This window comes from Fulvivirga maritima, from assembly GCF_021389955.1.
Taxonomy (GTDB): domain Bacteria; phylum Bacteroidota; class Bacteroidia; order Cytophagales; family Cyclobacteriaceae; genus Fulvivirga; species Fulvivirga maritima.
Map to the genome: position 1 here is coordinate 5,644,513 of NZ_CP089980.1, position 24,809 is coordinate 5,669,321.

The 24,809-nt window shown below is 37.2% G+C and carries 28 protein-coding genes; 20 read left to right on the forward strand and 8 right to left on the reverse strand.

Features of this window, described 5'->3' with window-relative positions; all coding sequences use genetic code 11:
• The first annotated feature begins 219 nt into the window (after positions 1-219).
• The 5 genes from LVD15_RS23690 (at position 220) to LVD15_RS23710 (ending at position 4,502) form a co-directional block, all read left to right on the forward strand.
• Positions 220-789, forward strand: a complete 570-nt coding sequence (locus LVD15_RS23690) for a hypothetical protein (protein WP_233777658.1) — start codon at positions 220-222, stop codon at positions 787-789.
• A gap of 254 nt (positions 790-1,043) precedes the next feature.
• Entirely contained in the window at positions 1,044-1,556 is a 513-nt protein-coding gene (locus LVD15_RS23695) for a hypothetical protein (RefSeq protein WP_233777659.1), read from the forward strand.
• 442 nt (positions 1,557-1,998) lie between these two features.
• Positions 1,999-2,232, forward strand: coding sequence for a hypothetical protein (locus tag LVD15_RS23700; RefSeq protein WP_233777660.1), 234 nt, complete (start codon positions 1,999-2,001; stop codon positions 2,230-2,232).
• Positions 2,174-2,446 (forward strand): PepSY-like domain-containing protein, encoded by a 273-nt coding sequence (locus LVD15_RS23705; RefSeq protein WP_233777661.1) that lies wholly within the window; start codon positions 2,174-2,176, stop codon positions 2,444-2,446. The genes LVD15_RS23700 and LVD15_RS23705 overlap by 59 nt, the downstream gene beginning before the upstream one ends.
• Before the next feature lie 112 nt (positions 2,447-2,558).
• Positions 2,559-4,502, forward strand: coding sequence for a DUF3352 domain-containing protein (locus tag LVD15_RS23710; protein ID WP_233777662.1), 1,944 nt, complete (start codon positions 2,559-2,561; stop codon positions 4,500-4,502).
• Positions 4,503-4,599: 97 nt separating this feature from the next.
• Here LVD15_RS23710 and LVD15_RS23715 read toward each other — a convergent pair whose 3' ends face one another.
• Complete coding sequence (locus LVD15_RS23715) at positions 4,600-5,526, reverse strand: cation diffusion facilitator family transporter (protein WP_233777663.1); 927 nt, start codon at positions 5,524-5,526, stop codon at positions 4,600-4,602.
• 95 nt (positions 5,527-5,621) lie between these two features.
• Between LVD15_RS23715 and LVD15_RS23720 the strand changes: the two genes are divergently transcribed.
• On the forward strand, positions 5,622-5,873 hold the full coding sequence (locus LVD15_RS23720) for a hypothetical protein (RefSeq protein ID WP_233777664.1): 252 nt from the start codon (positions 5,622-5,624) through the stop codon (positions 5,871-5,873).
• Positions 5,874-5,890: 17 nt separating this feature from the next.
• Here LVD15_RS23720 and LVD15_RS23725 read toward each other — a convergent pair whose 3' ends face one another.
• The gene (locus tag LVD15_RS23725) at positions 5,891-6,235 is read right to left on the reverse strand and encodes a DoxX family protein (RefSeq protein ID WP_233777665.1); all 345 of its coding nucleotides are present in this window, start codon (positions 6,233-6,235) and stop codon (positions 5,891-5,893) included.
• A 148-nt stretch (positions 6,236-6,383) separates the two neighbouring features.
• Between LVD15_RS23725 and LVD15_RS27195 the strand changes: the two genes are divergently transcribed.
• The 6 genes from LVD15_RS27195 (at position 6,384) to LVD15_RS23745 (ending at position 10,621) form a co-directional block, all read left to right on the forward strand.
• Positions 6,384-6,773, forward strand: a complete 390-nt coding sequence (locus LVD15_RS27195) for an aldo/keto reductase (protein ID WP_306416776.1) — start codon at positions 6,384-6,386, stop codon at positions 6,771-6,773.
• A 38-nt stretch (positions 6,774-6,811) separates the two neighbouring features.
• The gene (locus tag LVD15_RS27200; RefSeq protein ID WP_306416777.1) at positions 6,812-7,336 is read left to right on the forward strand and encodes an aldo/keto reductase; all 525 of its coding nucleotides are present in this window, start codon (positions 6,812-6,814) and stop codon (positions 7,334-7,336) included.
• 100 nt (positions 7,337-7,436) lie between these two features.
• Positions 7,437-9,512, forward strand: coding sequence for a histidine kinase dimerization/phospho-acceptor domain-containing protein (locus LVD15_RS23735; protein ID WP_255763329.1), 2,076 nt, complete (start codon positions 7,437-7,439; stop codon positions 9,510-9,512).
• Between the two features lie 41 nt (positions 9,513-9,553).
• Positions 9,554-9,664: an ATP-binding protein gene (locus LVD15_RS27365; protein ID WP_370687381.1), complete on the forward strand. Its 111-nt coding sequence runs from the start codon at positions 9,554-9,556 to the stop codon at positions 9,662-9,664.
• Positions 9,618-10,049, forward strand: a complete 432-nt coding sequence (locus LVD15_RS23740; protein WP_233777666.1) for a response regulator — start codon at positions 9,618-9,620, stop codon at positions 10,047-10,049. Before LVD15_RS27365 ends, LVD15_RS23740 begins: the two co-directional genes overlap by 47 nt.
• Entirely contained in the window at positions 10,046-10,621 is a 576-nt protein-coding gene (locus LVD15_RS23745) for a biliverdin-producing heme oxygenase (RefSeq protein ID WP_233777667.1), read from the forward strand. Before LVD15_RS23740 ends, LVD15_RS23745 begins: the two co-directional genes overlap by 4 nt.
• Here LVD15_RS23745 and LVD15_RS23750 read toward each other — a convergent pair.
• Positions 10,614-10,970, reverse strand: a complete 357-nt coding sequence (locus LVD15_RS23750) for a response regulator (protein ID WP_233777668.1) — start codon at positions 10,968-10,970, stop codon at positions 10,614-10,616. The two genes, LVD15_RS23745 and LVD15_RS23750, sit on opposite strands and share 8 nt — an antisense overlap.
• A gap of 18 nt (positions 10,971-10,988) precedes the next feature.
• Entirely contained in the window at positions 10,989-14,606 is a 3,618-nt protein-coding gene (locus LVD15_RS23755; protein WP_233777669.1) for a chemotaxis protein CheB, read from the reverse strand.
• Between the two features lie 114 nt (positions 14,607-14,720).
• Between LVD15_RS23755 and LVD15_RS23760 the strand changes: the two genes are divergently transcribed.
• From LVD15_RS23760 to LVD15_RS23790, 7 genes are all read left to right on the forward strand, one after another.
• Positions 14,721-15,233 carry a hypothetical protein gene (locus tag LVD15_RS23760; RefSeq protein WP_233777670.1) on the forward strand — a complete coding sequence of 171 codons (513 nt, stop codon included), beginning with the start codon at positions 14,721-14,723 and terminating at the stop codon, positions 15,231-15,233.
• A gap of 140 nt (positions 15,234-15,373) precedes the next feature.
• Positions 15,374-15,538: a DUF1328 family protein gene (locus tag LVD15_RS23765; protein WP_233777671.1), complete on the forward strand. Its 165-nt coding sequence runs from the start codon at positions 15,374-15,376 to the stop codon at positions 15,536-15,538.
• Between the two features lie 62 nt (positions 15,539-15,600).
• Positions 15,601-16,068 (forward strand): PA2169 family four-helix-bundle protein, encoded by a 468-nt coding sequence (locus LVD15_RS23770; protein WP_233777672.1) that lies wholly within the window; start codon positions 15,601-15,603, stop codon positions 16,066-16,068.
• Positions 16,069-16,100: 32 nt separating this feature from the next.
• Positions 16,101-16,295 (forward strand): hypothetical protein, encoded by a 195-nt coding sequence (locus LVD15_RS23775; RefSeq protein WP_233777673.1) that lies wholly within the window; start codon positions 16,101-16,103, stop codon positions 16,293-16,295.
• Between the two features lie 339 nt (positions 16,296-16,634).
• On the forward strand, positions 16,635-17,987 hold the full coding sequence (locus LVD15_RS23780) for an acyl-CoA dehydrogenase family protein (protein ID WP_233777674.1): 1,353 nt from the start codon (positions 16,635-16,637) through the stop codon (positions 17,985-17,987).
• A 170-nt stretch (positions 17,988-18,157) separates the two neighbouring features.
• Positions 18,158-18,592, forward strand: coding sequence for a DUF2267 domain-containing protein (locus LVD15_RS23785; protein ID WP_233777675.1), 435 nt, complete (start codon positions 18,158-18,160; stop codon positions 18,590-18,592).
• Between the two features lie 17 nt (positions 18,593-18,609).
• Positions 18,610-18,840, forward strand: a complete 231-nt coding sequence (locus tag LVD15_RS23790) for a hypothetical protein (RefSeq protein ID WP_233777676.1) — start codon at positions 18,610-18,612, stop codon at positions 18,838-18,840.
• A gap of 49 nt (positions 18,841-18,889) precedes the next feature.
• Here the strand turns inward: LVD15_RS23790 and LVD15_RS23795 are convergent, their stop codons facing one another.
• On the reverse strand, positions 18,890-19,711 hold the full coding sequence (locus LVD15_RS23795) for a sensor histidine kinase (RefSeq protein WP_233777677.1): 822 nt from the start codon (positions 19,709-19,711) through the stop codon (positions 18,890-18,892).
• Between the two features lie 37 nt (positions 19,712-19,748).
• A complete protein-coding gene (locus tag LVD15_RS23800; RefSeq protein WP_233777678.1) occupies positions 19,749-22,517 on the reverse strand; it encodes a CheR family methyltransferase in 2,769 nt (922 codons plus the stop codon).
• A gap of 210 nt (positions 22,518-22,727) precedes the next feature.
• On the opposite strand from LVD15_RS23800, the gene LVD15_RS23805 reads away from it, so the two are divergent.
• The gene (locus LVD15_RS23805) at positions 22,728-23,090 is read left to right on the forward strand and encodes a response regulator (protein ID WP_233777679.1); all 363 of its coding nucleotides are present in this window, start codon (positions 22,728-22,730) and stop codon (positions 23,088-23,090) included.
• Here LVD15_RS23805 and LVD15_RS23810 read toward each other — a convergent pair.
• A complete protein-coding gene (locus LVD15_RS23810; protein WP_233777680.1) occupies positions 23,087-24,058 on the reverse strand; it encodes an MlaD family protein in 972 nt (323 codons plus the stop codon). The two genes, LVD15_RS23805 and LVD15_RS23810, sit on opposite strands and share 4 nt — an antisense overlap.
• A gap of 15 nt (positions 24,059-24,073) precedes the next feature.
• Positions 24,074-24,808, reverse strand: a complete 735-nt coding sequence (locus tag LVD15_RS23815) for an ABC transporter ATP-binding protein (protein WP_233777681.1) — start codon at positions 24,806-24,808, stop codon at positions 24,074-24,076.
• Position 24,809: the final 1 nt, after the last annotated feature.

Sequence of the window (24,809 nt, forward strand, 5' to 3'; positions counted from 1 at the left end):
GCGCCATAATTCTATTACATTTTCATATTCAACAAAAGTTACCACCTACAACATTTATGGATATATAGCTGATCATAATATTGAAATAACAGATCTAATTGTAAACCAATCATTTATCAAAATTTAGTACATTCAACCTAAAAAACCATGTCAATATATTCTAAAAGAGAGTATAAACTACCAATAATATTTTTGTAACTTAATTTATGTCTTTAACATATGATGTCGATGAAAATGAAAGGCAATTTTTTATTTATCTTATTCTTTGTTCTATTCTCGTCTGTGGCTTTCTCTCAACAAATTAACACTAATTGGAATTCCGATTTAGAAGAGGCACTTACGGCCTTTCGCGATTGTGAAAATCAAAGCAATGACTGCCATCAGTATATAGGCCAGTCATTAACTACCGTATACAAGGTAAATGATTTTTACAGCAAAGCGAACAGTGAGTATATGCCCGTTTCTGAAATCCATGATTTTTTAAGCAATAACAGCTCATGGAGTGAACTGGGACCTGCCTACAGCCAAGATGCCTTGCAAAAGGCACAAGACAAGGCTAATGATAAAAAAGCGGTAGTAGCGGTTTACCTTAGTAGTAATGGCTTAGGACATGTAGCTCTGATTCTTCCTGGTACTCTTCAGCCTTCTGGCTCTTGGGGATTACAGGTTCCGAATTCGGCCTCATTTTTTGCTAATGAGCCATCTCGTTCATTTATTAATAAAGGCTTATCTTATGCTTTCAGCAAGAGCATTATTAAAGATGTAAAACTATACAGTAGGAACTATTGATGAAACAATAATACCTGAAACAAGGAAGCAGGCTCTGAGAAATTCATTTTCCGGAGCCTTTTTTAATGCTCAACATTTAAGCTGCAATATCAATAGTTTAATCACAGCCCTGTTTTGTAATGAAAAACACAACAATACAGCCTTATAATTGCTAATTACTTGACTTTTTTTAAACAAAACTTAAGAATTTATTTAATAATGGATAGCATTGAATGAATAAAGGTTATATTTTTGTTTCAAAAAATTGAATACGTATGAGATTGATGCAGCTCGCACGCCAGCTGGGTAAATCACAGCAGGAGATTGTAGATTTTCTTTTATCGCAAAATATAGAAATGAAGCTTCATGGTAATTCCAAAGTACCTGATGAAGCCTTACCGCTCATCCATGAGCATTGGGCCCCAACTGCTGAAGAAAACTCCGATCAACCTAAAGAAGATTTACCTGCTGTAACTAATACCGAAACCCCAGAAGTAGAAGAGGAAATATTACCCACCACCACTCCTCAAGAAAGTGAAGCATCAGAACCTAATAACATCGAAGAACCTCTAGCAGTAACTCAAGATACACCTACCCCACCTTCTCAGGTTATTGAAGACTCGGAAACAGAAGCTGAGAAGCCCGAAGTAACGGTTATCAGAGCTAAAAAAGTAAAACTAGAAGGCATTAAAGTACTAGGTAAAATAGATCTACCAGAGCCAAAACCTAAAAAAAGAAGAAACCCCAACCGACGAAAAAGAAACTCAGGAAAGAGAAAAAACACATAGAAGACCTTATAAAAGCAATAACAGAAAAGGCAAAAGACGGAAGCAACCAGAAAGCTATGAGCAAAAACAAAAACGGCAGGAACGAGAAGAGCTAAGAAAGAAGAAGTTTAAGGAAAAAAAACTGAAGGAGAAAAAGAAAAAATACTACGAAGAAAATATAAAGAACAAGCTTTCTCAATCTTCCACAAAAAAGAAATCAACCAAAACTAGCTCTGCAGCTTCACGCAAAAAGAAAACAGTGGAAAAACACTCCAATCCTATAAAAAGATTCTGGGCCTGGCTTAATGGTGCATATGACCATTAAGAGATAATATTCCTCATGTATTGAATAAAACACCCCAGTCTTTTAACCAAAAACAAGGTTAAAAACATAATTATAGCCTGAGCCCTTCTTTCATCATTTTTGTGTTTTATAAGTTATGTTAAACTAACCAACTAACTTATGAAACCATATAAATTTATATTAAGCACTCTATTATACATCGGTATTCTTTCCTCTGCATGGGCTCAGACTAATAACCCTATACAAGAGAAGCAAAACAACAGAATGCGTTCATCTATCAACTCCAGATACAGAGGAGTAGATTATGATAACATAGATTGGCAATCTACAACCGATGGATACTATCAAGGTAGTTTTGATTACCAGGGGAAGAGAACTCACCACTCAGTTTGATAATAACGGCCAGTGGGTTCAAACTTCAGAAACTATTACTATGGAGAACATACCCTCTGCATTAAAGAGCAACCTTTCAGACTATAAAAGGTCAAGCGTTAAAAGTGTAAACAGAATAGAGACCGCTGACAATGCCACCTACTATGATGTAGATGTTACAGGAAGAGAACCTATGAGATTCGATAAAGCAGGTAATCCGATCAAAAATGATTAAAATACCTTAAAAACTATGAAAAAGCCTGGATTTACTTCAGGCTTTTTTTGTAATATCTGAATTTATTGGCCGTTAATAGGTCTAATATATTTAGATTCTCCATATTGGCAGTATGAAAAAAATAATCATAGCAATTATTCTGCTCATAGTAGCAGGTTCATTATTCTATTATCTTTATTGGTCTCCCGTTTACAGGCTAAAAGCCATGAATGTTATTCCTTCTAACGCAGCCTTTGTTATGGCTAGCGATCAGCCCGTAAACAGCTGGAATGACATTAGCAGCAGCCAGGTTTGGTCACACCTGAAGACCAACCCAGAATTTGCCCTAATTACAGATTATGCCAATTATATGGACTCATTAGTACAAGAAAACGACTGGCTTGATTATGTGGGCAATAAAGAACTACTCATTGCAGCTCTGCCTGTACAGAATACTTATGATTATGCTTACGTAATGGATCTTTCACGGGTATCACGCCTAAAAAGTGTGCAGTTTTACCTCCAACAGATATTAGATGACAGCTATAAAGTAACCTACAGAAAGTACAAAGGCACAGATGTTACTCAAATTTATGATAGCTATTATAAGCAAACTATTCACATTTGCTTTTTAGAAAACCTTTTGGTGATGAGTATGGGCTCTAACCCTATCGAGCAAATCATCAATCAATATGTAGAGCCACAGCCGGAAGATATATACCTGAGCGAAGTAACCAATGAAGTGGGTTATGGCGGTATGATCAGAGTATACATCAATTATAGAAGCTTTATGGATTATCTGGGGCAGTTTGCTTTAGAAAATGCTGGTATGGACATGCTAAAGCAATCTCTCAGGTACAGCGGTTTTAAAGGCAATGTCAAAAACAATGGTATTTCTTTTAAAGGATATACTAATGTAAATGATACCGTAAACTCATACCTAAAAGCCTTATACACCTCTGGTAATGGCTCACATGATTTTCTTAAAATAGTGCCTACTGCTTCTCCTTATTTTGTATCTCTAGGCTTTAAAGGTTTTCCTGAGTTTGTAGAAAATCTTGAAGGAGCCCTTAACAGCAATCCGGAACAAAAGGAAAGCTACACTGAAAATAAAGACCTGACTGAAAAATTTCTAAAAATCGATCTCAATGAGACTTTTGTTAACTGGGTAGATAATGAGGTGGTCATGCTACAAACAGCACCGAGCAGCAAGATAGGATTTCAGGAATACGCTATGCTCATAAAAACGAAAGATCCTGAAGAAGCCGGTAAAGGTCTTAATACCATCAGAGAACAAATTAAAAAAAGAACACCTATAAAAATAAGAAGCATAAATTATAAAGGATACTCCATAAGGTATATGGCTATGAAAGGATTCTTTAAAGTGTTTCTGGGCAAGCTGTTTGACAAGTTTGATAAACCATATTACAGTATTGTAGATGATTGGGTGATTTTTTCTAACCACCCACAAACAATCAAAAACATTATAGACGCTAAAGAAGAAGAGCATACATTGTATTACGATGATAATTTCAGAGATCACTATGACCAACTCAGCGAAAAAAGCTCTGTTTACGCTTATGTGAATATGGTAGAGATATTTAACGACCTGAAACCTCTCATGGAAATACAAGAGTGGAAAAGCATGAAGAAAAACGAAGAATACATAAAATGCTTCTCTCGTTTAAGCTTGCAACTGACTCCTGAAGATGGTAATGTCTTTAAAACTACATTCAACGCCAGCTTTACAGATCCTTCGCTACTACTGGTAGATGGCAAAACATCTCAACCTAGTCCGCAGCCCTACCAAGCTACAATCCAGCGAATCCCTGAAAAGGAATTACCCTGGGAAAGAAGGTATACCTCCGTGCTTAAAGAAATCGACAGAATAGTGATTCCTGACCTTTCCGGTGATGAATATGTGGAGAAATATGACAATGGAAAGCCCAAATACATCATCAGTATTAAAAACGGCTGGAAGCATGGGCGCTTTGAAAGCTATTTCGAAAATGGCGAAATGCAATTTAAAGGCAGATACAGAGATGACAAAAAAAGACGGCACCTGGCGCGTGTATGACCAAAATGGAGATTTAATAGAAAAGCTCAAATATGATGAAGGCCAACTGGATGAATAATCCGGTTAGCCTTTCATAAAATCGTGCATTAGGCCTGAATTAGGCCTTTTCTCCTTTTCTGCTGATAGATTCAGCTTCTATAAAAATTCTTCTTATTTCCGGGTGCTTGGTTTTAATCTGCTTTTCCAGCTCATCCACACATAATTCTATCCGTTCTGCAGAAAGGTCTTTGCTAAACTGTACATTTACTGCCAGCAACACCTCAGCAGGCCCAAAGTGCATAGTTAAAGGCTCTTCTATACTCACTACTCCCGCATTTTGCTCAAAAATGTTTCTCACACTTTCTATTGTCATGGCACTAGCCGCCTCTCCTACCAGAAGCCCCTTACTTTCTGACACTAAAAATATTGCTACTAGTGATAATATCACACCAATGATAATGGAAGCAATACCATCAAACATAGGATTTTGGTAAGTATGCCCTAAATACACACCTAGAAATGCCACTACAATACCTAATAACGCTGCTGAATCTTCCATTATAATAACAAATATGGAAGGATCTTTACTGTTTCTAAGCCTGGTGAAAAAGTTGAATTTAGACTTCTTTTTCAGGAAATTCTTCATTGCTATTACCCAGGAGGTACCTTCAAACAGAAAAGCCATACCTAATACGGCATAGTTCCAGGTAGGATCTGATTGCTCTGTAGGCTGCCCCAAATGGTGAATACCCTCATATAAAGACATACCACCACCTATCGCAAATAATAAGATAGCTACTATAAGAGACCAAAAGTATAATTCCTTACCATAGCCAAAGGGGTGTTGTTTATCTGCGGGCTTTTTACTATTGCTTAGTCCTAGCAATATTAAAAGTTGATTTCCTGTATCTACTACAGAGTGGATACCTTCAGAAATCATAGCTGAGCTGCCAGTGAAACCAGCCGCTATAAATTTTGTAATTGCAATTAATAAATTGGCAACCAATGCACCATAAATCGGTAACTTTGAGGATTCAGTGTTCATTTACTGTATTTGAGGTAACTTTTTAATCTTACATTATTAATTGTTAACCTCATTTAAAAGATTTTGTTATAAAAAAGAGCAAAACTAATAAAAAAATGGACTGCATTTCTAAGAAAAGATGTTATGATACCCCGGAGCAGGCTGAAGATGCATTACTAGGATCTCATGTTAGATTTAACCATTCTAAAAATAGTGGCCCTGTTAATTTTTATAAGTGTGAACACTGTGACTGCTACCACCTCACCTCTCAAGGAGAAACTCATAGTTCTCTAAAATCTAAAAACAATAAGAGTAAAATAAAGCTCGCTCAGGAAGCCAGTTATTGGGAAGAAAAATTCAGAAGATAAAAGTTAACTCGAGTTAACTAAGTATATAAAAAGGCCCAATACATTAAAATAAGCTGCAATGGAAGCCTTATGATCAGAATCCATCGAGGCAAGTGTTTAAACTTCTCCGATTGCAGCATATATATATGCACAGGCATAAAAGCCAATAACATCAGAATAATTAGCCAGGCAGATATCGCTCTTGTTTCATCCAATAAGAGTCCTGCTCCAAACGCTATTTCTGCCACTCCACTTAAATATACCAGCAAGAGTTTTTTAGGGAAATAAGGTGGAATAATATTTCTATACATCTTTGGTTTTACAAAGTGAAATATGCCCGCACCTATATACACCACCGCCATTACATACATCCCTATCTGCATATCATTATTTTTTTCATCTATTACATTATTAAAACAACCGTATCTTGATTAAAACGATCGTTTCTACTTATGGTTCAGGAGTTTAATAACATTTCATAAGCATCTCTCGTTTTATTAATAAAGCAATTCAAAATTAAACCATTTTAATATGAATACTTTAGCATTTAAAAACGGAGATCAGATGCCGGCATTAGGTTTAGGTACGTGGAAGTCTGAACCAGGCAAAGTAAAAATGGCGGTTTATGAAGCAATAAAGACAGGTTATAGACATATAGACTGCGCTCCTATTTATGGTAACGAGCCTGAAGTAGGAGCAGGAATAAAGCAAGCTATTGAAGAAGGTATTATTTCTAGAAATGAATTATGGGTCACTTCAAAATTATGGAATGATAGTCATAGAAAAGAAGACGTAATTCCTGCTCTGGAAAGCAGCCTGTCTGATTTAAAACTACAGTATGTAGACTTATACCTTATCCACTGGCCGGTAGCTCTGAAAAAAGGCACCGAATACCCTACCTCATCAGATGATTTTTTTTAAGCCTGCAAACAGTTCCCTTAACAGAGACCTGGGAAGGCATGCAAGAAGCCCAAAGAGCGGGATTAGCCACACACATTGGAGTATCTAATTTTAATATTAGCAAAATAAAAAACATAATAAACGATTGTAAAATAGCTCCTGAGCTCAATCAGGTAGAAATGCACCCTTTTCTGCCTCAGCAAGAACTATTTGACTTCTGCATGACTCACCGCATCAATGTAACGGCTTACTCCCCCTTAGGATCTGGTGACAGACCTGACAGAATGAAGAAAGATAATGAGCCTATACTTATGGAGCATAGCATAATAAAAACTATTGCAGAAAATCACCGCTGTACTCCAGCTCAAATATTATTAGCCTGGGCATTAACCAGAGGCACTGGGGTTATTCCAAAATCGACCAATAAAGAACGTATAAAGCAAAATTATGACGCTTCGTTAATTAAACTCTCTCAGGCAGATATGGCAGAAATAGACCAATTAGACTATGAATTTCGATTTGTAAATGGAGAAGCCTGGGAAATGGAAGGAAACAACTATGTAGCGGAAAAATTCTGGGACTAATTTATATTTCTGTTGTTTGTTAATTTAAAACAGATAGATAGGTATATTTACACTACTAATATTGGCTATCTTATCCACTTTCGCATATATTAGCAAACTTATGACAGATAGTACATCACCGAGCCTGGAAAATTGTGAAAAAGAGCCAATTCACATCATAGGAAAGATACAAGATGTAGGCTTTTTCCTTACGGTGAAGAAGGCAGGGTTTAAAATAATACAAGCTAGTAAAAATGTAGATCAGCTTCTCAATATAAGTCACTTAGACCTTATTGGAAAATCTGTTGCTGACACTAAAATAGATGGTCTGCTTGAGGTAATGTCTACCTTACACCTTTCTATTGATAATATTCAGCCACACCCTAATACGCTTATATTACCAAACCAGAAGCGGTATAATCTACTCATTCACTCCTGGAAAGATAACTATATTATGGAGTTTGAGCCTCAAACCATGGAGAATACTGATTATAATATGCAGTATTTTCTGGGAGCGGCTATGAGTAAAATACATAATAGTGCTGATGTTAACAGTCTGTTATGCCAGACTGCGCAGGAAATTAAAAAAACAACTGGCTACGACAGAGTGATGATTTATAAATTTCACCCTGACTGGCATGGTGAGGTGGTAGCAGAATCTAAGGAAAAACATATGGAGGCTTATTATGGCTTGCACTATCCTGCTTCTGACATCCCAGCTCAGGCCAGAAAGCTATTTACAGCCAATCCTGTAAGGTTTATTCATGATGTAAACTCTGAGCCGGTAGAACTCTACCCTGCTATAGCTGAAGATGAAACTGATTATACTGACCTTTCTTTCTCTTCATTACGGAGCTCCTCTCCCATGCATATACAGTACCTTAAAAATATGGGGGTTGGTGCTTCTTTAACTATTAGTTTACTTATAAATGATAAGCTTTGGGGAATGATAGCTTGTCACCACACCTCCCCCAAGTTTGTAGATTTCAAGCTCAGGCAAACCTGTCAGTTTATGGGACAGCTATTTTCATCTGCCCTTCAGTTGCACCTGATGGATAAAGAGAATGAGGAGCTAGAAAAGAGTAGAAAAATCGGTTCATTACTGGCTGGATGGACGCTAAAAGAATACAGCATAGTAGAAGGTCTTACCGCTCATAAAAACAAACTAAATGAGCTCATAGACTGCTCTGGCGCAGCCGTATGTGCAGAGAATAAAATATGCAAATTGGGCAAAACTCCTTCAGAGGAGGAGATCCAAGACTTGGTAGAGTGGCTAAATGAAAATGAAGTAGAAGACATTTTTATAACTGATGAACTTTCAGCAAAATACCCAAAGGCATCAGCATATAAAGAATCTGCTTCGGGGCTTATCGCTGCCCGGTTATCTTCAGGGTTCGGTGAATATTTGCTATGGTTCAAGGGTGAAGCCTTACAAACCATTTATTGGGGTGGAAATCCGGATAAAGCCATTACCATGCAAGGTGAAGGCTCCGCGGCTACTGTTTCTCCCAGACAGTCTTTCGAGAAGTGGGCTCAGATTATGAAACACAAATCAGAGCCTTGGACTAACGCTAATATAAGCGCGGTAGTAAAACTGAGAGAAGATGTACTGCAAGTAATTATTAAAAAGGCCAATGAAATAAGAAAGCTGCATGACCAGCTGGAAGAGGCCTATAAAGAACTTGACGCTTTCAGTTACACCGTATCTCATGACCTTAGAACACCGCTCACTGCGGTAAAAGTATATTCAGAGATTCTGCTTGAAGAAAAAGCCGAACTTTTTGATGATACTGCCAAAGATATGGTAGGAAAAATATTAAAAAATGCCGACCGCATGACGGACCTGATAAAAGCGGTATTAAATTATTCTAAAATTGGTAAAATAGAGACTTCCTTTACAACCGTAAAAGTAGATGAACTATTGCCCCAGGTAATGGATGATTTAAAAACTTCTTATAAGGATCAGATTATTGAATTTAAATTAGGTTCATTACCTGATATATATGGAGATGAAATTATGGTAGGTCAGGTTTTTAGTAATTTACTCTCCAATGCTGTAAAATACTCTAAAAAGAAAAACAAGTCTATTGTAGAAATTTCCGGAGAAGATAAGGCAGAAGAAGTAATTTATGTTATTACGGATAATGGAATAGGTATAGATATGCAACATATCGGAAAGGTATTCCAAATTTTCTAAGACTTACTGATGAGGAAGGCTACGAAGGGAATGGAGTGGGAATGACAATAGTAAAGAGAATTATGGATAAACACCAAGGTAAAATATGGATAGAAAGTTTACCTAATGAAGGATCTACTTTCTATATTTCATTTCCAAAAAAATCAGTTTGATAAACAGTTAGAATATAGAATGAATAAAGAGGAGGAGATACTAAGCATTGCTGTATGCGATGATGATCAAGACACCTGCGATCTCATCAAACTAATAGGTGAACAACAAGGATATAATGTTTACCCATGCTTAACCCCTGGTGAGTTTAAAAACAAGTCTGAGAAGCACGATATACATGTTATATTTATGGATATCAACTGGGGTGTGGCTGATGGTGTAAAAATGGCTAGCGAGCTCAAAGCTGACTATAAAGTATATGCCTTATCTGGCGCGCATAACATCAGCCAGATCGCTGAAGAACAAGAGCTGGATGGTTTTATAGAAAAGCCATTTTCATTAAAAGATCTTAGAGAATTACTTAACAATTTGGCCGAAGATTTATGATTGCCGAACTTCTGAAAAAGGGAACTGCCGAGCTACATACGCTGTCAGAACAGAAAAACTATGTAAGGGAAATATATAATGGCACGCTTACTTTAGAGCAGTATGAGACCATGCTCGTTAGAAACTACTGGCTTAATTTAAATGTAGAACAGGCAGCACAGAACATCAGTGAACTAGAGAGTCTCGCTCCTCTTGACCTGGCTAACAGAAAGAAAGCTCACCTGATAGTAAAAGACCTTAGTAATATGGACAGCCCTTCTATAGATCTGCCTGATGAGCCCTTCCCTGAGCTTAATACCGCAGAAACCATTGGGGCTTTATATGTTACAGAAGGATCAACCCTTGGAGGTAATATTATTTTAAAGAACCTTATGAAAAACAAGGCCTTTGAAGGTAAAAATATTTTCAATTTTCTCTCTTACTACGGAGAAAATACCAGCTCTAACTGGAAAACATTTATAGTGACACTTAGTAATTATTATTCTCAAAATAAGGATAAGGAAGCTGACATTCTTAGTGGAGCAAAAAAAACATTTGAGTACTTTGTTATGCTTTCTAATCAGCTTAATTAAGAATAGAAGATATATGTTCCTTTAATTTTTTAACTGAAAATGGTTTCCTTATTACACCATTAGCCTTGACCTTCTTCGCTATTTTCTCTATTTCATCGTTAGCTGAAAATAGTATGATAGGTATCTCCTGAGTACCATCTTCTTTTTTGAGCAGGTTTACCGCCTGTTCACCACCAATATCCGGTATCCAAAGATCCATTAATATAATGTCTGGCCTAATTTCTCTTACCAGCTCTACAATGTTCATAACATGCGGAGATGTTTTTACAACATAGTCCTTATTTAAAATAAAAGTACATAGTTCCAGTATATCTTTATCATCATCACAGATCAAAACTGTTTTCTTCATCTACTTAACGCTTAATTATTATACAATCGGTAGTTCCACAAAAAATTCACTACCTTCCCCTTCTTTACTTTTTACTCCAATGGTACCGTCATGAGCCTCTATTATCTGTTTAGAGATATAGAGCCCAATACCCAAACCAGAAGCAAAATCACTTTTTTCCTGAACCCGGTAAAACCTTTCAAAAATCTTAGATTGATATTGTGAAGGTATACCGTTTCCAAAATCTTTTACTTTAAATCGTATTTTATCACCTTCTACAGAAGTGCTAATCAACACTTTATTTGCATTAGCTGAGTATTTAATAGCATTGCTAATCAGGTTGACCATAACTTGTTCCAGCTTTTCGGCGTTGCCGTTTACTTTTTTCCCGGTTTTATCCCCTTCAAATAGTATATCATGCTGATTAGAAAGTGGCGTTGATATTTCAATGGCTTCTTCTACAACAGAATCGAAGTCTACCTCACTTTGTTCAAATTGAAGCTTACCTGTTTGTATTCTAGTCACATCCAGCAGGTCTCCTACCAAAGAACTGAGTTTCTTCATGCCTCCCAGCGCTTTATCCGTATAGATTCTCACCGTGCCAAGGTCTATATCATCATCTGCAATAAGCTCTTTTAAAAGCTCCATATACGCCTTAGCAGTAGTAAGTGGAGTTTTTAATTCATGACTAGCTATACCCATGAATTCATCTTTCTTAGCTTCAATAGTTTTTTGCTCATGAATATCTGTGGCGGTACATATCCATACCCTTAAGCTACCATCTCCTTTTAGTAATGGTGTTATTCTTACCAAATGCCAATGGTAGTTCTGCTTACTGTCATATAAGCGATATTGAATAGTATAGGCCGTCTTTTTATCTACAGCCTCTTGCCAGGCAGCTTTAACCTTGTCTAAGTCTTCTGAGTGAATACATTTATCTAAATCTGCATTGCTGTAGTTATCGTCTTTAAGATTTAAATAGGTTTTCAATGTATTGTTCATGTAAACAATATGTCCTTTATCATCTAAAGTCCATATTTTTTGAGGCATAGACTCTGCCAGCGTCTTGAAGAACTTGGCGCTATCTTCTGCCACTTTTCTGTGTTTTACAGGTTCGGTCACATCTACTCCATAAACTACTATATCAGGAGTGGAACTATCCTCAGAAGCAAGTGGTGCAAAGGAAAAATTAAAGTATTTCGATTTTTTACTATTCTTTTTGTTAGTAGGATTAAGGGTATACTCCACCTCCTTCATATGAAATGCTTTACCAGTCTGCTGAACTTCTCGTATAGAACCCAAAAAGCCTAATTTCATAAACTCCTCATTAGCAATACTCATAGAACGGCCTTCCAGCTTCCTGTTAGGAAATAAGCTCTGGTAGCTAGGATTCACATATTCAAAAATAAGATCATCACCCGTAAGCACAGCTATTAAATCTGGAGAGGCCATGGCTATCTGCTCCATCATCTGCTTTTGGCGAGTAAGTTTTTGAGAAGCTACTCTCAAATCTACATAAGCATTCTCCAGTTCTTCATTAGTAGCTTGCAGCTCTTCATTAGAGGTCTCTAACTCTTCATTAGAAGCCTGTAATTCTTCATTAGAAGACTGTAGCTCTTCATTTAAGGCTTGCAGCTCTTCATTGGTTGTCTCAAGCTCCTCCACTAAAGTATTCATGTGTTGCTTGTTACTGATGAGCTCATACTCTAGCTCCTGCACATGCTGAGCATTCATATGGGCATCTTCCAACTCCTCGCTAGTAGATGAGAAGAATGGCTCCACTATATCAAAAGACTCGAATATAACCATAAAATAAGGATGCCCTGGCTTAGAATAAATCAAAGGCTTTACAATGAGTCTGGCCAGGTGCTTTTGATCGCCGATAGTGTACCTGCGCACCTCTCCCCTGGCTATTTTCATAGACTTAACGGCTTCTGTAACCAGAGAGCGCGTAACTATCTGTAAATCTTCAGTAATAAGCCGTAGCAGGTTCATATTAGCCAGTCCCGGCCTAATTTTAAGGAACTCATTTGTATCCCCTGATATCTCTATGATATCCATATTCTCATCTATGATAACATATGGACTCTCAAAAGTATTATAAACGGTCTCTTTCACCATTTCATGGATAGAAAGAGATTCATTCTTCAGGTTTCTGGTAGCTGATATTTTTTTATCTACACTAAGGGGCTTAGTGCTAGGTAGCTTAAGCGGCTTTAAAGAAGTACGCTCCTTACGTGAGAAGATTCGATACTTAGCATTAACTGTACTGAAAATATTTTTATAGTTACCTACCGTCTCAGACTTGCCTAAAAACAACAGCCCGCCAGGCAAAAGTGCGTATTGAAATATCGGAAATATATGGTTTTGAAGCCTCTGGTTAAAGTAAATAAAAAGGTTTCGGCAACTCACCAAGTCAAGTCTTAAAAATGGTGGGTTACTGGTAAGATCATGCTTGGTATAGAGAATAGTCTGTTTTATATCTCGCATGAGTTCATAATTCTCACCAGACTTCTCAAAATACTTATTTAAAAGCTTTTCAGGTAAGTTTTCTAATTTTTCTTTCTTATAAACACCGGCTCTAGCATCTCTAAGTGCGTTAGCATTAATATCGGTAGCAAAAATCTGTAATTTAATATCATAACGATTAGTTTCAACGAGAATCTCATTGATCATAATAGCAAGACTTACACTCTCCTCGCCGGTGGCGCAGCCAGGAACCCATACCCTAAATCGCTCTCGCTTATCTTTAGATTTAATGCGTTTTTCTATCTCACTTTTCAGCACTTTAAATGCCTCTTCATCTCTAAAAAATGAAGTTACACCTATGAGCAGGTACTTAAAAAACTCTTCTAACTCCCCTTCATTATCTCTAATGTAGTTAAGGTATTTCTCTACGCTGACAAATCCTTTATCATGAAGTCTTTTTTCCAGTCTTCTTACAATAGTAGATTCTTTATAATTGCTAAAATCTGTACCCATTTTAGCTTCTAGCAAATGTAGTATGGTACTTATATCATCGCTAGCCTCAAAGTCATCTTCCTGCTCTTCTTCTTTCTGATAAGTTTTAGTAAAAGGTTTATTCTTAATGAGATTAAGTAAATTCCCTCCTATTTCTGAAGGAGGCAGCACTACGTCTATCATGCCGGTAGTCATAGCTGCCTGGGGCATACCTGAGTATTTGGAGCTTTCTAAATCCTGACTGATTGTAAGTCCGCCGGCCTTTTTTAGAGCCACTACTCCTTGGCTTCCGTCTTGCCCTGTACCTGATAAAATAATACCTATAGCCTTTTTGCCATATGACTGAGCCATGGAAGTAAATAATTTATCAATACTTGGCCTTGGTCCATGAGCCGAAACATTAGTAATCTCCAGATGAGTATCCTTAATGATGGCATCACAGTTAGGAGGCGTTACATAAATATGATTGGGCTCCAACTGTACCCCGTCCTCTATGGCCGTAGTATTAAGTATAGTTTTTCTGCTTATAATTTCAGTTAACATACTTTTATACTCTGGGCTCAGGTGCTGAGCCACAATAATGGCCACGTTATCCAACCGCTCTGGTAATGACTCTACAAGTTCTTGCAAGGGAGCTAACCCTCCTGCAGAGGCGCCTATCGCCACCAGGTACTCTACAGTATTTTTCTTATCCAATGATTTTCTCAGTTATAAAGACCCAAACAAAAAAGTTACTTTACAGTTAATAACTTCACTTCATAAATTGTTTAACAAACAAATATGAATATTGTCTTATACTAAAAAAAATTTATGGCATCTATTTGGATAAATGCAGATAGAAAGATTGTAGATGCAGACGAATCTTGGGATGTTTTGGCTAATAAAAACAAAGCAGACGAGCTATCTGGTAATTCTATAAAGGGTAAATACATCACCAGTTTTATTAAGGGAGATCAGATAAGAATGTTTTTAGATGCTATGATAACACGCGTCAACGTTACAGAAAAGCCCTATGTTTTACATTATCGATGTGATGGCCCGCACAAGGCTCAGTTTATGCGTATGATGGTCTCTAAAGAAAATGATGATCTTTTCCACATAGAGCATGACCTGATTAAATCTGAAAAAATACGGCCGAAGTTGCTTTTAAAAGAAGATGCTAACGCTGAACAGAAAAGATGCGCAGTTTGTGGCAGAGTAAATTTTAAAGATGGCTGGTATGATGCCCTTATTAACAGAAAGATATTCGGCACTGTACATGAGTTGAAAACCAAATCCAGCATATGCCCTGACTGCGAAGATAAAATTCCTACCGAGAATTAAATTTCATAGAATAAATTCCCGTCTACGTATAATATAATCCCCAATAAAAATAAAAAAAGTGTATTAAAAGCCTTCTAACCACTGGCATGATATTTCTCTTTGTAGGTATAAATTAATTTATCACCTAAATCAAAAATATTATGTTACGATGGATTGTAATTTTTCTTATAGTGGCTTTAGTGGCTGCGGTACTAGGTTTTGGCGGTATAGCTGCAGGTGCTGCTGCTATAGCTAAGATCATATTTTACATATTTCTAGTACTGCTGGTTATATCATTAATCATGCATTTTGCCAGAAAAGTTTAAAAAAACAGTAAATTAAAGGAAGGCTGTGGACTGTAACTGCTTTCCTATAACCTGCTACTGATATGACTGAAGAGAATAAAAATTTGAAAAAGCTGATACAAGTAAATGTAGAAGCTAATGAAGGCTATAGAACTGCTGCCAGCCATGCAAATGATGGACTACTCAGCACCTTTTTAAATAACAAGGCATTGAAAAGAAAGCAATTTGCTGAGGCTTTAATGAAAGAAAGCAAAATAGAGGACGTAAAAAGTGGCCTATCCTCCGACTTGCATAAGGTATGGATGGATATTAAAAGTGCTCCAAAAAAATTTAATGGTAATATTATTTTGGACGAATGTGAAAAGGGAGAAAAACATGCATTAAATGAATATGAAAAAGTACTGTCAGGAAAAGACTTTCCTCAGGAACTAGCTGATATTCTTAATACACAAAAACGTGAAATAGAGGGCGACTTAAATGAAATTCGTTCATATAAAAAAGAACAACAGAAAGTAGACGATGAAAAAAACAGAGCTACACCTGTTTCTTAATTTTTTTATTAACACCTTAAATTTAATATTCTATGGCAAACACGATGGGACCTGAAGAGATGTTAATAAATCAGATTGATTTGTTAACGGCAGAAGAAGAAAAGCTGGAAAAGCTTTACCAGACTAATTCCAACAAGAACAAGGTGAAGATGCACCTGGATGAGGTAAGGAATAAAAAAAAACCGGCTTTACAAGCTATGTTCTATCATGGGAGTATCTTATTTTAAAACAGTAAATACTACCTTTGACAAAAGTATTGAAACAGGAAGCTATGGAAGTTCGTTAATCAACTAAACTGTGGGTAAATTCATACCCTTTCTACAGTTTGTTGACTAAGTATTTCCACAGGTTTAAAGTATAAATCTGTTCTATACCAGCAAAAAAGAAGTTTATCAATTTGGCACAGAGTTTATATTACTATTAATAATCTTTCGTTACAAAAAGATTAACACTAATAGACCAACAACCACACGAATAAAAGCCCGGCTAATCCCGGGCTTTTGTTTTATCTGAACATGACACTTAGTGCCTTGTTCTTAGTAATATAAACTAACCCTATTGAATAAATGAGCGAGAAAGAACAAGCAGGCCTGCTAGATATGCTGAAAGGTCTGGACCTACAGAAACTTAAAGAGATTAGTAAACATATAGACCTTAAGGAAATATTTACCTCCATTTCTAAAATGGATCAGGTAGAAATGTATAACCTTATGCGTGCCCTTAAAGCCGGCAATAAAGAACACAAAATACCAGAAGTTAACTCTGACTTTTATGAGCTGAACAGTCTGCTTACTGAAGAGGAAAAAGAGATACGCTTAAAGGTGCGTAAGTTTATGGAAGAGGAAGTAGAACCTATAGCCAATGAATATTGGAAAAAGGGCGAATTTCCTCATGAGTTAATTCCTAAAATGGCTGCCCTCAACATCTGTGGTCTTACCTTTGATGGTGTAGGCAACAGCAATCAGTCATACTTATTAGAAGGTCTTATATCCATGGAAATGGCTCGTATTGACACTTCTATAAGCACCTTTTTTGGCGTACAAGCTGGCTTGGCTATGGGGTCTATTTACTTTTGCGGCTCTCAGGAGCAAAAAGACTACTGGCTACCTAAAATGCAACGCATGGAAACCATAGGTGCCTTCGGCCTTACCGAACCCTTAGTTGGCTCTGCCGTAGCTGGTGGGCTCACCACCACTGCCAAGCGAGAAGGTGACACCTGGGTGCTTAACGGACAAAAGAAATGGATAGGTAATGCCACTTTCTCAGACATCACTATTATTTGGGCTCAAGATGTAGATGATAAGCAAGTTAAAGGCTTTATAGTAGAGAAAGACACTCCAGGATTTCACCCTGAAAAAATTGAAGACAAAATGGCTCTGCGTACCGTTCAGAATGCAGTGATTACCCTTAAAAACTGTAAGGTTTCTGAAGCCAATCGTCTGCAAGAGGCTAATTCATTTAAAGATACCGCCAAGGTACTGAAAATGACACGTGCTGGAGTAGCCTGGCAAGCAGTGGGCTGTGCCATTGGTGCGTATGAAAATGCCTTGAAATATGCCACTAACCGTAAACAGTTTGGCAAACCTATAGCCTCTTTTCAGCTGGTGCAAGACCTGCTAGTGAAAATGCTCAGCAACCTTACCAGCATGCAAACTTTAGTTTTCCGACTATCTCAGCTGCAAGATGCCGGCACTATGACTGATGAGCAAGCCTCTTTGGCCAAAGTAACGTGTACCCTACACACCAGGGAGATTGTAAGTCAGGCAAGGGAGATAATGGGTGGAAACGGTATTCTACTGGAATATAACGTGGCTCGTTTTGTAGCAGATGCCGAGGCAGTATATTCTTATGAAGGCACTAAACAAATCAATTCTCTTATAGTGGGAAGAGCTATCACCGGGTTGAGCGCCTTTGTTTAAACTATAGGTATATATGCGTATTTTTTAATAAAAACAGGTTTTTTAACCTCATTTTGCGTAAATTCAAGTATATAGTTATTTATGCAAACGATTGAAAGAAACGTAATATATACAAGCTGTATCGGCTAGCTCTATATTTTATCTTTTTTATTAAAGACCAAAAACAGACTATGGAGTTAAATTATGATAAACTAGCCATGGTGGACAAAGGATGCATTAAAGAACTCGATAAAGACTTAAACTTTGGCAGTAATGCTAAAGCAGGTAAGCTGCTAGCGTTGGTTTTACACACGCTAAGGAACAGTTTCACCTATCATGAGTCTGCTCAGTTCATAACGCAGTTATCTAACCCTTTAAAAGTCATTTATATTCAAAACTGGAAAATATGTCCGCCAGGTAAACCAATAAAAAAAATAGACCATATAACCGAAATAGCCATGTGTAGCAATCGCTACCCTGGCTTATGGCAAGACAAGATCACAGCGAGTGCAGCCATAGTGGCTACGCTAAAAGTACTTAATAAGCATATTGATTTTACTTCTACCGACTTTTTAGAAGACAGTTTAAAACAAGAAATATTAGAGCTATGCACCATTGAACAATAACTTAAACCGCTACTACCATGAATAATTCAAGACTAGCCTATTGTATCAAAAGATGTGGATCTGCCTGGAAAGTAACAGAAAACCACAGCAGAGAGAGTATTTACCGTGATGAAGATTTCAACACTGTGCTTAATACCACCATCGGGATTGCTAAAACCAACCTACCTTCTGAGGTATGGATTTTCTCTGAACATGACGAATTGGTGGAGAAAAGAATTTACCCTAACTTCTCTGATATTTATGTTTAAAAAATGCATGAATATAAGAAAAGGTATTTACTAAGAACCTTTCCATTATTCAAAACAGAAAGGTTCTTATGCTTACTTTTTGCTCCAGAGCATCCAACCGGAAGCCAATGGTAGTGCCTTTATTGACACCCTCACTGTCTATAAAAATATCACCCCAGTGCCTTTGTATAATCTCTTTGCTAATATATAATCCAAGGCCGATTCCTCCAGTGTGGTTAGCTTCATCTACCTGATAGAAACGATCGAATATCTTGTGCATTTTATTCTTATCTATCCCTATTCCCTGGTCCTGAACTTCTACCCATACACTTTGATCATCAGTATTTAGTGCCACTATAATTTCTTTATCAATAGGAGAAAACTTAACAGCGTTAGATAAGAAATTCAATATTACCTGTTCCAATCGAGGTTCATCTCCCGTAACAAACTTGTCCGTTTTCCCTTTTACTACTATGGTATGATCAGTAGTAGGCATAAAATTATCTACCGTGTTTCTTATTAACTGATCAAAATTGAGCTTATGAAAATCAATTCTGACCTTATCTGCCTCCAGCCTACTTACATCTAATAAATCAGAAATCAGCTGATTGAGTTTACCTAGAGATCTGGATGCTTTACTTATATAGTTCTTTACATCACCCTCAACTTTATCTTCTTCAAAACGCTCTTCTATCAGCTGCACATAAGCATTTACCGAAGTCAGCGGCGTTTTTAATTCATGGCTGGCTACATTGAGAAATTCATCCTTTTTCCTTTCTAATACTTTCTGATCATTGATGTCTACCGCAGCACCTATGAAGCCCAGGAAGTTACCATTGGCATCAAAACGAGGTACTCCTTTATCTAATACCCACCTATAATTATCTTCCACAGCATTATAAAGGCAATACTCTACATTAAATCCTTTTTTATTTTTTAAGCGCTGTTCTTAGTGTTGAAGTATATTCTCCTCTATTTTCTTCTTGTATAAACTTGTGCCACCTCAGCCCCTTAAGGTCTTTATCTTCAGCTCCTGTAAACGACCTCCACTCTTGATTAAAGTAATTGAATTTTTCATCCAAATCATAAATCCAAATCAAAGCCGGGGTAAGGTCAGCAATTATTTTAAAACGTTCACTAAACTCCTGCACCTGGTCACTTAAGTTCTTAATCCTAGTTATATCCTGAGAGAGGTACATGATTCTTTCTACCTTACCCCCTTTCTTTAAAGGGATAGCGGTAAGAATATATTCTAAATCATTATACTTAAAGGTAGTTTGCCTCTGTATACCTTTAGAAAAAGTTTCCCTAAAAACTTCCCACAGTCGCGCTTTCGTTTCTTCGTCAGGGTTATAAAACATATGCTTTTTACCCACATAATCTTCACGCTTAAGGTTAGCGAGGCTTAGCCCCTGCCCTCCTACAAACTCTAAGACCAGATCCTTATTCAGCACTCCTATGGTGCCATTAGGCAGGTTATCAGTTACCGCCTGATATAATATCTGATTATGCTCCAGCTCTTCCTTAGTATTTATGAGTTCCTTTTCCTTATCTAAAAGGTTGTCATTAGAAACCCTAAGTTCACTGTTAGCGGCGCTGAGCTCCTCGTTAGCAGACTGCAGCTCTTCGTTAGAAGTTTCAAGCTCCTCATTAGAGGACTTCAGCTCTTCATTGGCTGATTGCAATTCTTCATTTAATGACTGTAACTCTTCATAAGAAGATTCAAGTTCTTCGGTAAGCGTTTGCAAGTGCTCCCTGGCTGAGGCCAGCTCATGCTCTAACTCTTCTATTTTATTTCTACTATAATCCTCTGTAGAAAGGTCACTATCCAGATATTTATAAATACCTTGAGGGTTAATTTTCTCGAAAATAACCATGTAATACCCGGGCACATTCTTTCCTGCTAATGGCAGTATCTTTATCCTTACATAGTGAATCTGTTCAAAAAGGTGAAATTTAATGATGCTACTGGCCTCCGTTACTTTAGACTTCTTCACTTTAGTAAGTAGTGCATTGAGCTCCAGGGCCATCTCCTGATTTACCATCTTAAGCAAATTAGCACTCATGGAGCCTTCGCTCACTTCCAGATAAAGCCTTACACTGCCTCTAATCTGCTTTATCTCAGCATGTTCATTTATTATTACTAAAGGATTTTCATAATATTCAAACAAAGTCTCTTTGGCCACATCCATTAATGACAGGTGGTTAGAAGGCTTATCTTTTGGTCTGGTTTTACCCCTGAGATCTCCTTTAAACTTGCTAAACATTAAAGGGTATAACGGATTACCTACGGCCCTTCTGAATATTTTATGCTTTACTTCCTGGTTATCAAAAAGCTCCTGCATTACACTCACACTTTCTGACTTACCCAGAAAAAGTAAGCCATCATTTTTTAGTGAATAGTGAAATATTTTTAGCGTCTCTCTCTGGAGCTCATTGTTAAAGTAGATTAAAAGGTTTCTACAAACTATGCAGTTTAGCTTTACAAAAGGCGGATCAATGGTAATGTCATGCTTAGAAAACAATACCATCTGCTTCAATATTTTCTTTACTTCATAGCCTTTTTCCGTTTTCACGAAATACTTTTCTATGATTTCAGCCGGCATATTCTCCAGGCTGCTTTCACTATACATTCCTCTTCTGGCTTTGGCTAGTGCCTTCTCATCCAGATCAGAAGCAAAAATCTGTACCTTTCTTTTTTGTATAGCATCTCCTAAAATCTCATGAAGTAAAATAGCTATAGTATAGGGCTCTTCTCCTGTAGCACACCCTACTGACCATATTCTAAAAGCCTCATTAATAGGCGCTTTCAATAATTGGTTTTTGAGCTGGGTATTTAAAGCTTCAAAACATTCTTCGTCTCTAAAAAAGTCAGTTACACCAATTAATACTGTTTGAAAAAGCTCTTCTAGTTCATCTGGTGTTTCTTTCAGGTAATCATAATATTTAGCCAGATTATCTATCTCTAAGCTCTCCACTCGTTTATCCAGCCTTCTCATTATGGTGGTAGACTTATACTTGGTAAAGTCAGTCCCCGTTCTATCTTCCAGAAGAGCAAATATTTTTTCAAGCCTATCACTATAATCAACGTGCTCAGCTGCCAGCTTTTGATTAGCTATAGAAAGGGCAATCTCATCATACATATCAGCAGGAGCAACTATGCTATCATATTCATTGGTACTAATTACTGCTTTTGGCATATCAGGCTGCTGAGCAGTTCGTGGGTGCTGCACTATCACCGTGCCGCTGGCATCTCGTATAGCCTTTGCCCCTTTAGTTCCATCATCACCAAAGCCAGAAAGAACTATTCCAATAGACCTATCTCCATATTCATTAGCCAGGGAAAAAAAGCATTTATCAATAGAGGGAGCTGCTCTTCTTGGTCGTAATAATTTATCGAGATGGATTTTACCCTTTTCAAAGAAAACATCACAATTATGAGGAGTAACATACACCCGCCCTGGTTTAGGCACAGTTCCATTTTTTACTTTTTCTACCTTCCAGGTGCTCTTTTTACTCAGCACACCTGTAAGCTCACTGGGATAATCAGGGTTTACATGCTGAATAACCAAAACAGAAAACTCACACGTACCCTCCTCTTCCGGTAAATGTTCTAAAAACTTAGACAGAGCATCTATACCCCCGGCTGAGGCTCCTACTCCGACTATAAATAACTCCTGATTGTTGGCTTTAGTCATAAATTGTTAAATGCAATTTTGGGCAATACTATAACACAAACTTTACCCTGTAGTTTTATTGTATAAAAAATAGATTTGATTTTCTACACACTTTTTCAATATTAGCCATTCCGAGAGACTTCATGCTTCCCTAACTAACATTATTTCTAAAACTATAATTGATAGCATCATTATTGAATAAGCATATGATTAGAAAAGAGATGAAAGAAAATGAAAAAGAGAGTATTAATTTGCGATAACGACCCAGATATAGTAGAACTTGTTAGTTTAATCCTTAAAAGGAAGGGTTATGATGTTTTTTCTTCTGACAACTGTAATAAAGTAAACCAAAAAATAGAGAAATATCACCCTGATCTGATCATAATGGATTTATGGATTCCTGATTTAGGTGGAGAGAAAGCCACAGAATTGTTGAAAAATTCCACCGACTATAAACATATCCCGGTGGTTATACTTTCTGCAAATAATGAAATTGCCAACATAGCCAAGCGCAGTGGTGCGGAAGATTATTTAGCAAAGCCTTTTCATATAGAAACACTGGTAAAAAAGGTTAATCAATATATAGCCGCTTAGTCGTCTTCCTTCTTATCCTTGTCCTTTTTAGAGAAGAGGTTAAGCAGCCAGCTATCATTGACGGTCTTCATGACTTCATCAAGATCTTCTGTTCCTTTTTTAACATTTATTATAGTTTGCTCCAGATCCTTAGCTACAGTACTATCATTGAGTAATTTGTCAATTGCCCCTTTGCTATTATTAAGCTTAAGCATAAACTCTTTGAGCTCACGGCTAGCTACAGCTATGCTTTCTCCGGCCACATAGACGGAATCAAGCGTATAGTCTATTTGATTTCCCCAAGTACTATCAGAAAGTGCTCTGGCTATTAAACCATTTCCATGATTTACCTGGTAGGCAGCTCTTTCTACCTCACGTGTAATGCCTGCGGCGTGTTTAGAACTTTCCTCTAAAGAAGCTACCATTGAGGTAACTCTTTGAGCCATGGAGGTATCTGAAACCACTTTACCTAACAGACCTTCTGCATTTTTTATTTGATTACTAATAGTGAGCAGGTTAGCCGTTAAATCCTGTGCATTATCAGAGGTTTGCTTAAATGAAGCCACCACATCATCAAGGCTTACTGGTTCTTTACTTTTCAATTCATCATCCTGAGCTATGCTTTTTGACTGTGCTCCACCAGCCGATATACTTACTATTTTATTGCCCATAAGCCCATCAGACACTATGGAAGCAAAGGCATCTTCTTTAATAAACTGAGCTGATTCTTTATTAATGAGTAACACGGCACGAACCGTAGAGTCAGTAGCAATTTCTATATCTTTAACCGTACCCACTTTTATGCCCGAAAAACGCACATTATTTCCTGGTTGCAAACCACTTACATTTTTAAAGGTAGTGGTTATACGCACTTTATCTCCAAAGAGCTGCTGCTGGCTCCCTAAAAAATAAACCATCCCAATAAAAAACGCTATGCCTATTACTATAAATACGCCTAGCCTAATATCCCTTTTTACGTTCTTTTCCATTTTTTCGGGTTCAAATCATTCAAAAAAGTTCTTTAACCATGGGTCATCATCATTGCTCAACTCATCATAAGATCCTTCAAAGGCAAAAATGCCATCTTTAACTACTTTCATTCTGTTAGCTGTAATTTGAGCACACTTCATATCGTGTGTTATTATAACTGATGACATATTATATTTGTCTTGCATCTCTAATATGAGATTACTAATTTCTTTTGCCGTAGCAGGGTCTAAACCTGTAGTGGGTTCATCATAAAGCATGATTTCTGGTTGCAGAATCAAGGTTCTGGCCAGAGCTATTCGTTTATTCATTCCCCCAGACAGCTCAGAAGGCATCTGTTTTCTGGTATCTTCCAAACCTACATTCTCCAGTGCCTCTTCTATTCTATTTTCTATTTCATCCTTATCTGGCTTGTTAGGCAATCTTTCTAATGGAAATCGCATGTTTTCCTCTACAGTCATAGAATCATATAAAGCCCCGCCCTGAAAAAGAAAGCCTACTCTTCTACGATATTCATTGAGTTCATCTTCTTTATGCAAGGCCCGTATGTCAGTTCCTAACACCTGAATATCACCTTCATCCGGTTCTATAAGCTTTACTATACATTTAATAAGTACCGATTTGCCTACACCGCTTTGGCCTAATACCACCAGGTTTTCACCTTTATTAAGATCAAAGTCTATTCCTTTTAAGATAGCATTACCATCAAATGCTTTTTTTAAACCTGATACCGATATTGCTTTTTCTTCCATA

Coding starts and splice junctions, on each gene's coding strand:
- LVD15_RS23785 (WP_233777675.1), top strand. CDS start 18,158: ATGGAGTTAAATTATGATAAACTAGCCATGGTGGACAAAGGATGCATT.
- LVD15_RS23720 (WP_233777664.1), top strand. CDS start 5,622: ATGGACTGCATTTCTAAGAAAAGATGTTATGATACCCCGGAGCAGGCT.
- LVD15_RS23690 (WP_233777658.1), top strand. CDS start 220: ATGATGTCGATGAAAATGAAAGGCAATTTTTTATTTATCTTATTCTTT.
- LVD15_RS23805 (WP_233777679.1), top strand. CDS start 22,728: ATGAAAAAGAGAGTATTAATTTGCGATAACGACCCAGATATAGTAGAA.
- LVD15_RS23810 (WP_233777680.1), bottom strand. CDS start 24,058: ATGGAAAAGAACGTAAAAAGGGATATTAGGCTAGGCGTATTTATAGTA.
- LVD15_RS23760 (WP_233777670.1), top strand. CDS start 14,721: ATGGCATCTATTTGGATAAATGCAGATAGAAAGATTGTAGATGCAGAC.
- LVD15_RS23765 (WP_233777671.1), top strand. CDS start 15,374: ATGTTACGATGGATTGTAATTTTTCTTATAGTGGCTTTAGTGGCTGCG.
- LVD15_RS23740 (WP_233777666.1), top strand. CDS start 9,618: ATGAAGGATCTACTTTCTATATTTCATTTCCAAAAAAATCAGTTTGAT.
- LVD15_RS27195 (WP_306416776.1), top strand. CDS start 6,384: ATGAATACTTTAGCATTTAAAAACGGAGATCAGATGCCGGCATTAGGT.
- LVD15_RS23815 (WP_233777681.1), bottom strand. CDS start 24,808: ATGGAAGAAAAAGCAATATCGGTATCAGGTTTAAAAAAAGCATTTGAT.
- LVD15_RS23735 (WP_255763329.1), top strand. CDS start 7,437: ATGACAGATAGTACATCACCGAGCCTGGAAAATTGTGAAAAAGAGCCA.
- LVD15_RS27365 (WP_370687381.1), top strand. CDS start 9,554: ATGACAATAGTAAAGAGAATTATGGATAAACACCAAGGTAAAATATGG.
- LVD15_RS23745 (WP_233777667.1), top strand. CDS start 10,046: ATGATTGCCGAACTTCTGAAAAAGGGAACTGCCGAGCTACATACGCTG.
- LVD15_RS23750 (WP_233777668.1), bottom strand. CDS start 10,970: ATGAAGAAAACAGTTTTGATCTGTGATGATGATAAAGATATACTGGAA.
- LVD15_RS23700 (WP_233777660.1), top strand. CDS start 1,999: ATGAAACCATATAAATTTATATTAAGCACTCTATTATACATCGGTATT.
- LVD15_RS23790 (WP_233777676.1), top strand. CDS start 18,610: ATGAATAATTCAAGACTAGCCTATTGTATCAAAAGATGTGGATCTGCC.
- LVD15_RS23695 (WP_233777659.1), top strand. CDS start 1,044: ATGAGATTGATGCAGCTCGCACGCCAGCTGGGTAAATCACAGCAGGAG.
- LVD15_RS23705 (WP_233777661.1), top strand. CDS start 2,174: ATGGATACTATCAAGGTAGTTTTGATTACCAGGGGAAGAGAACTCACC.
- LVD15_RS23775 (WP_233777673.1), top strand. CDS start 16,101: ATGGCAAACACGATGGGACCTGAAGAGATGTTAATAAATCAGATTGAT.
- LVD15_RS23800 (WP_233777678.1), bottom strand. CDS start 22,517: ATGACTAAAGCCAACAATCAGGAGTTATTTATAGTCGGAGTAGGAGCC.
- LVD15_RS27200 (WP_306416777.1), top strand. CDS start 6,812: ATGCAAGAAGCCCAAAGAGCGGGATTAGCCACACACATTGGAGTATCT.
- LVD15_RS23770 (WP_233777672.1), top strand. CDS start 15,601: ATGACTGAAGAGAATAAAAATTTGAAAAAGCTGATACAAGTAAATGTA.
- LVD15_RS23710 (WP_233777662.1), top strand. CDS start 2,559: ATGAAAAAAATAATCATAGCAATTATTCTGCTCATAGTAGCAGGTTCA.
- LVD15_RS23715 (WP_233777663.1), bottom strand. CDS start 5,526: ATGAACACTGAATCCTCAAAGTTACCGATTTATGGTGCATTGGTTGCC.
- LVD15_RS23725 (WP_233777665.1), bottom strand. CDS start 6,235: ATGCAGATAGGGATGTATGTAATGGCGGTGGTGTATATAGGTGCGGGC.
- LVD15_RS23780 (WP_233777674.1), top strand. CDS start 16,635: ATGAGCGAGAAAGAACAAGCAGGCCTGCTAGATATGCTGAAAGGTCTG.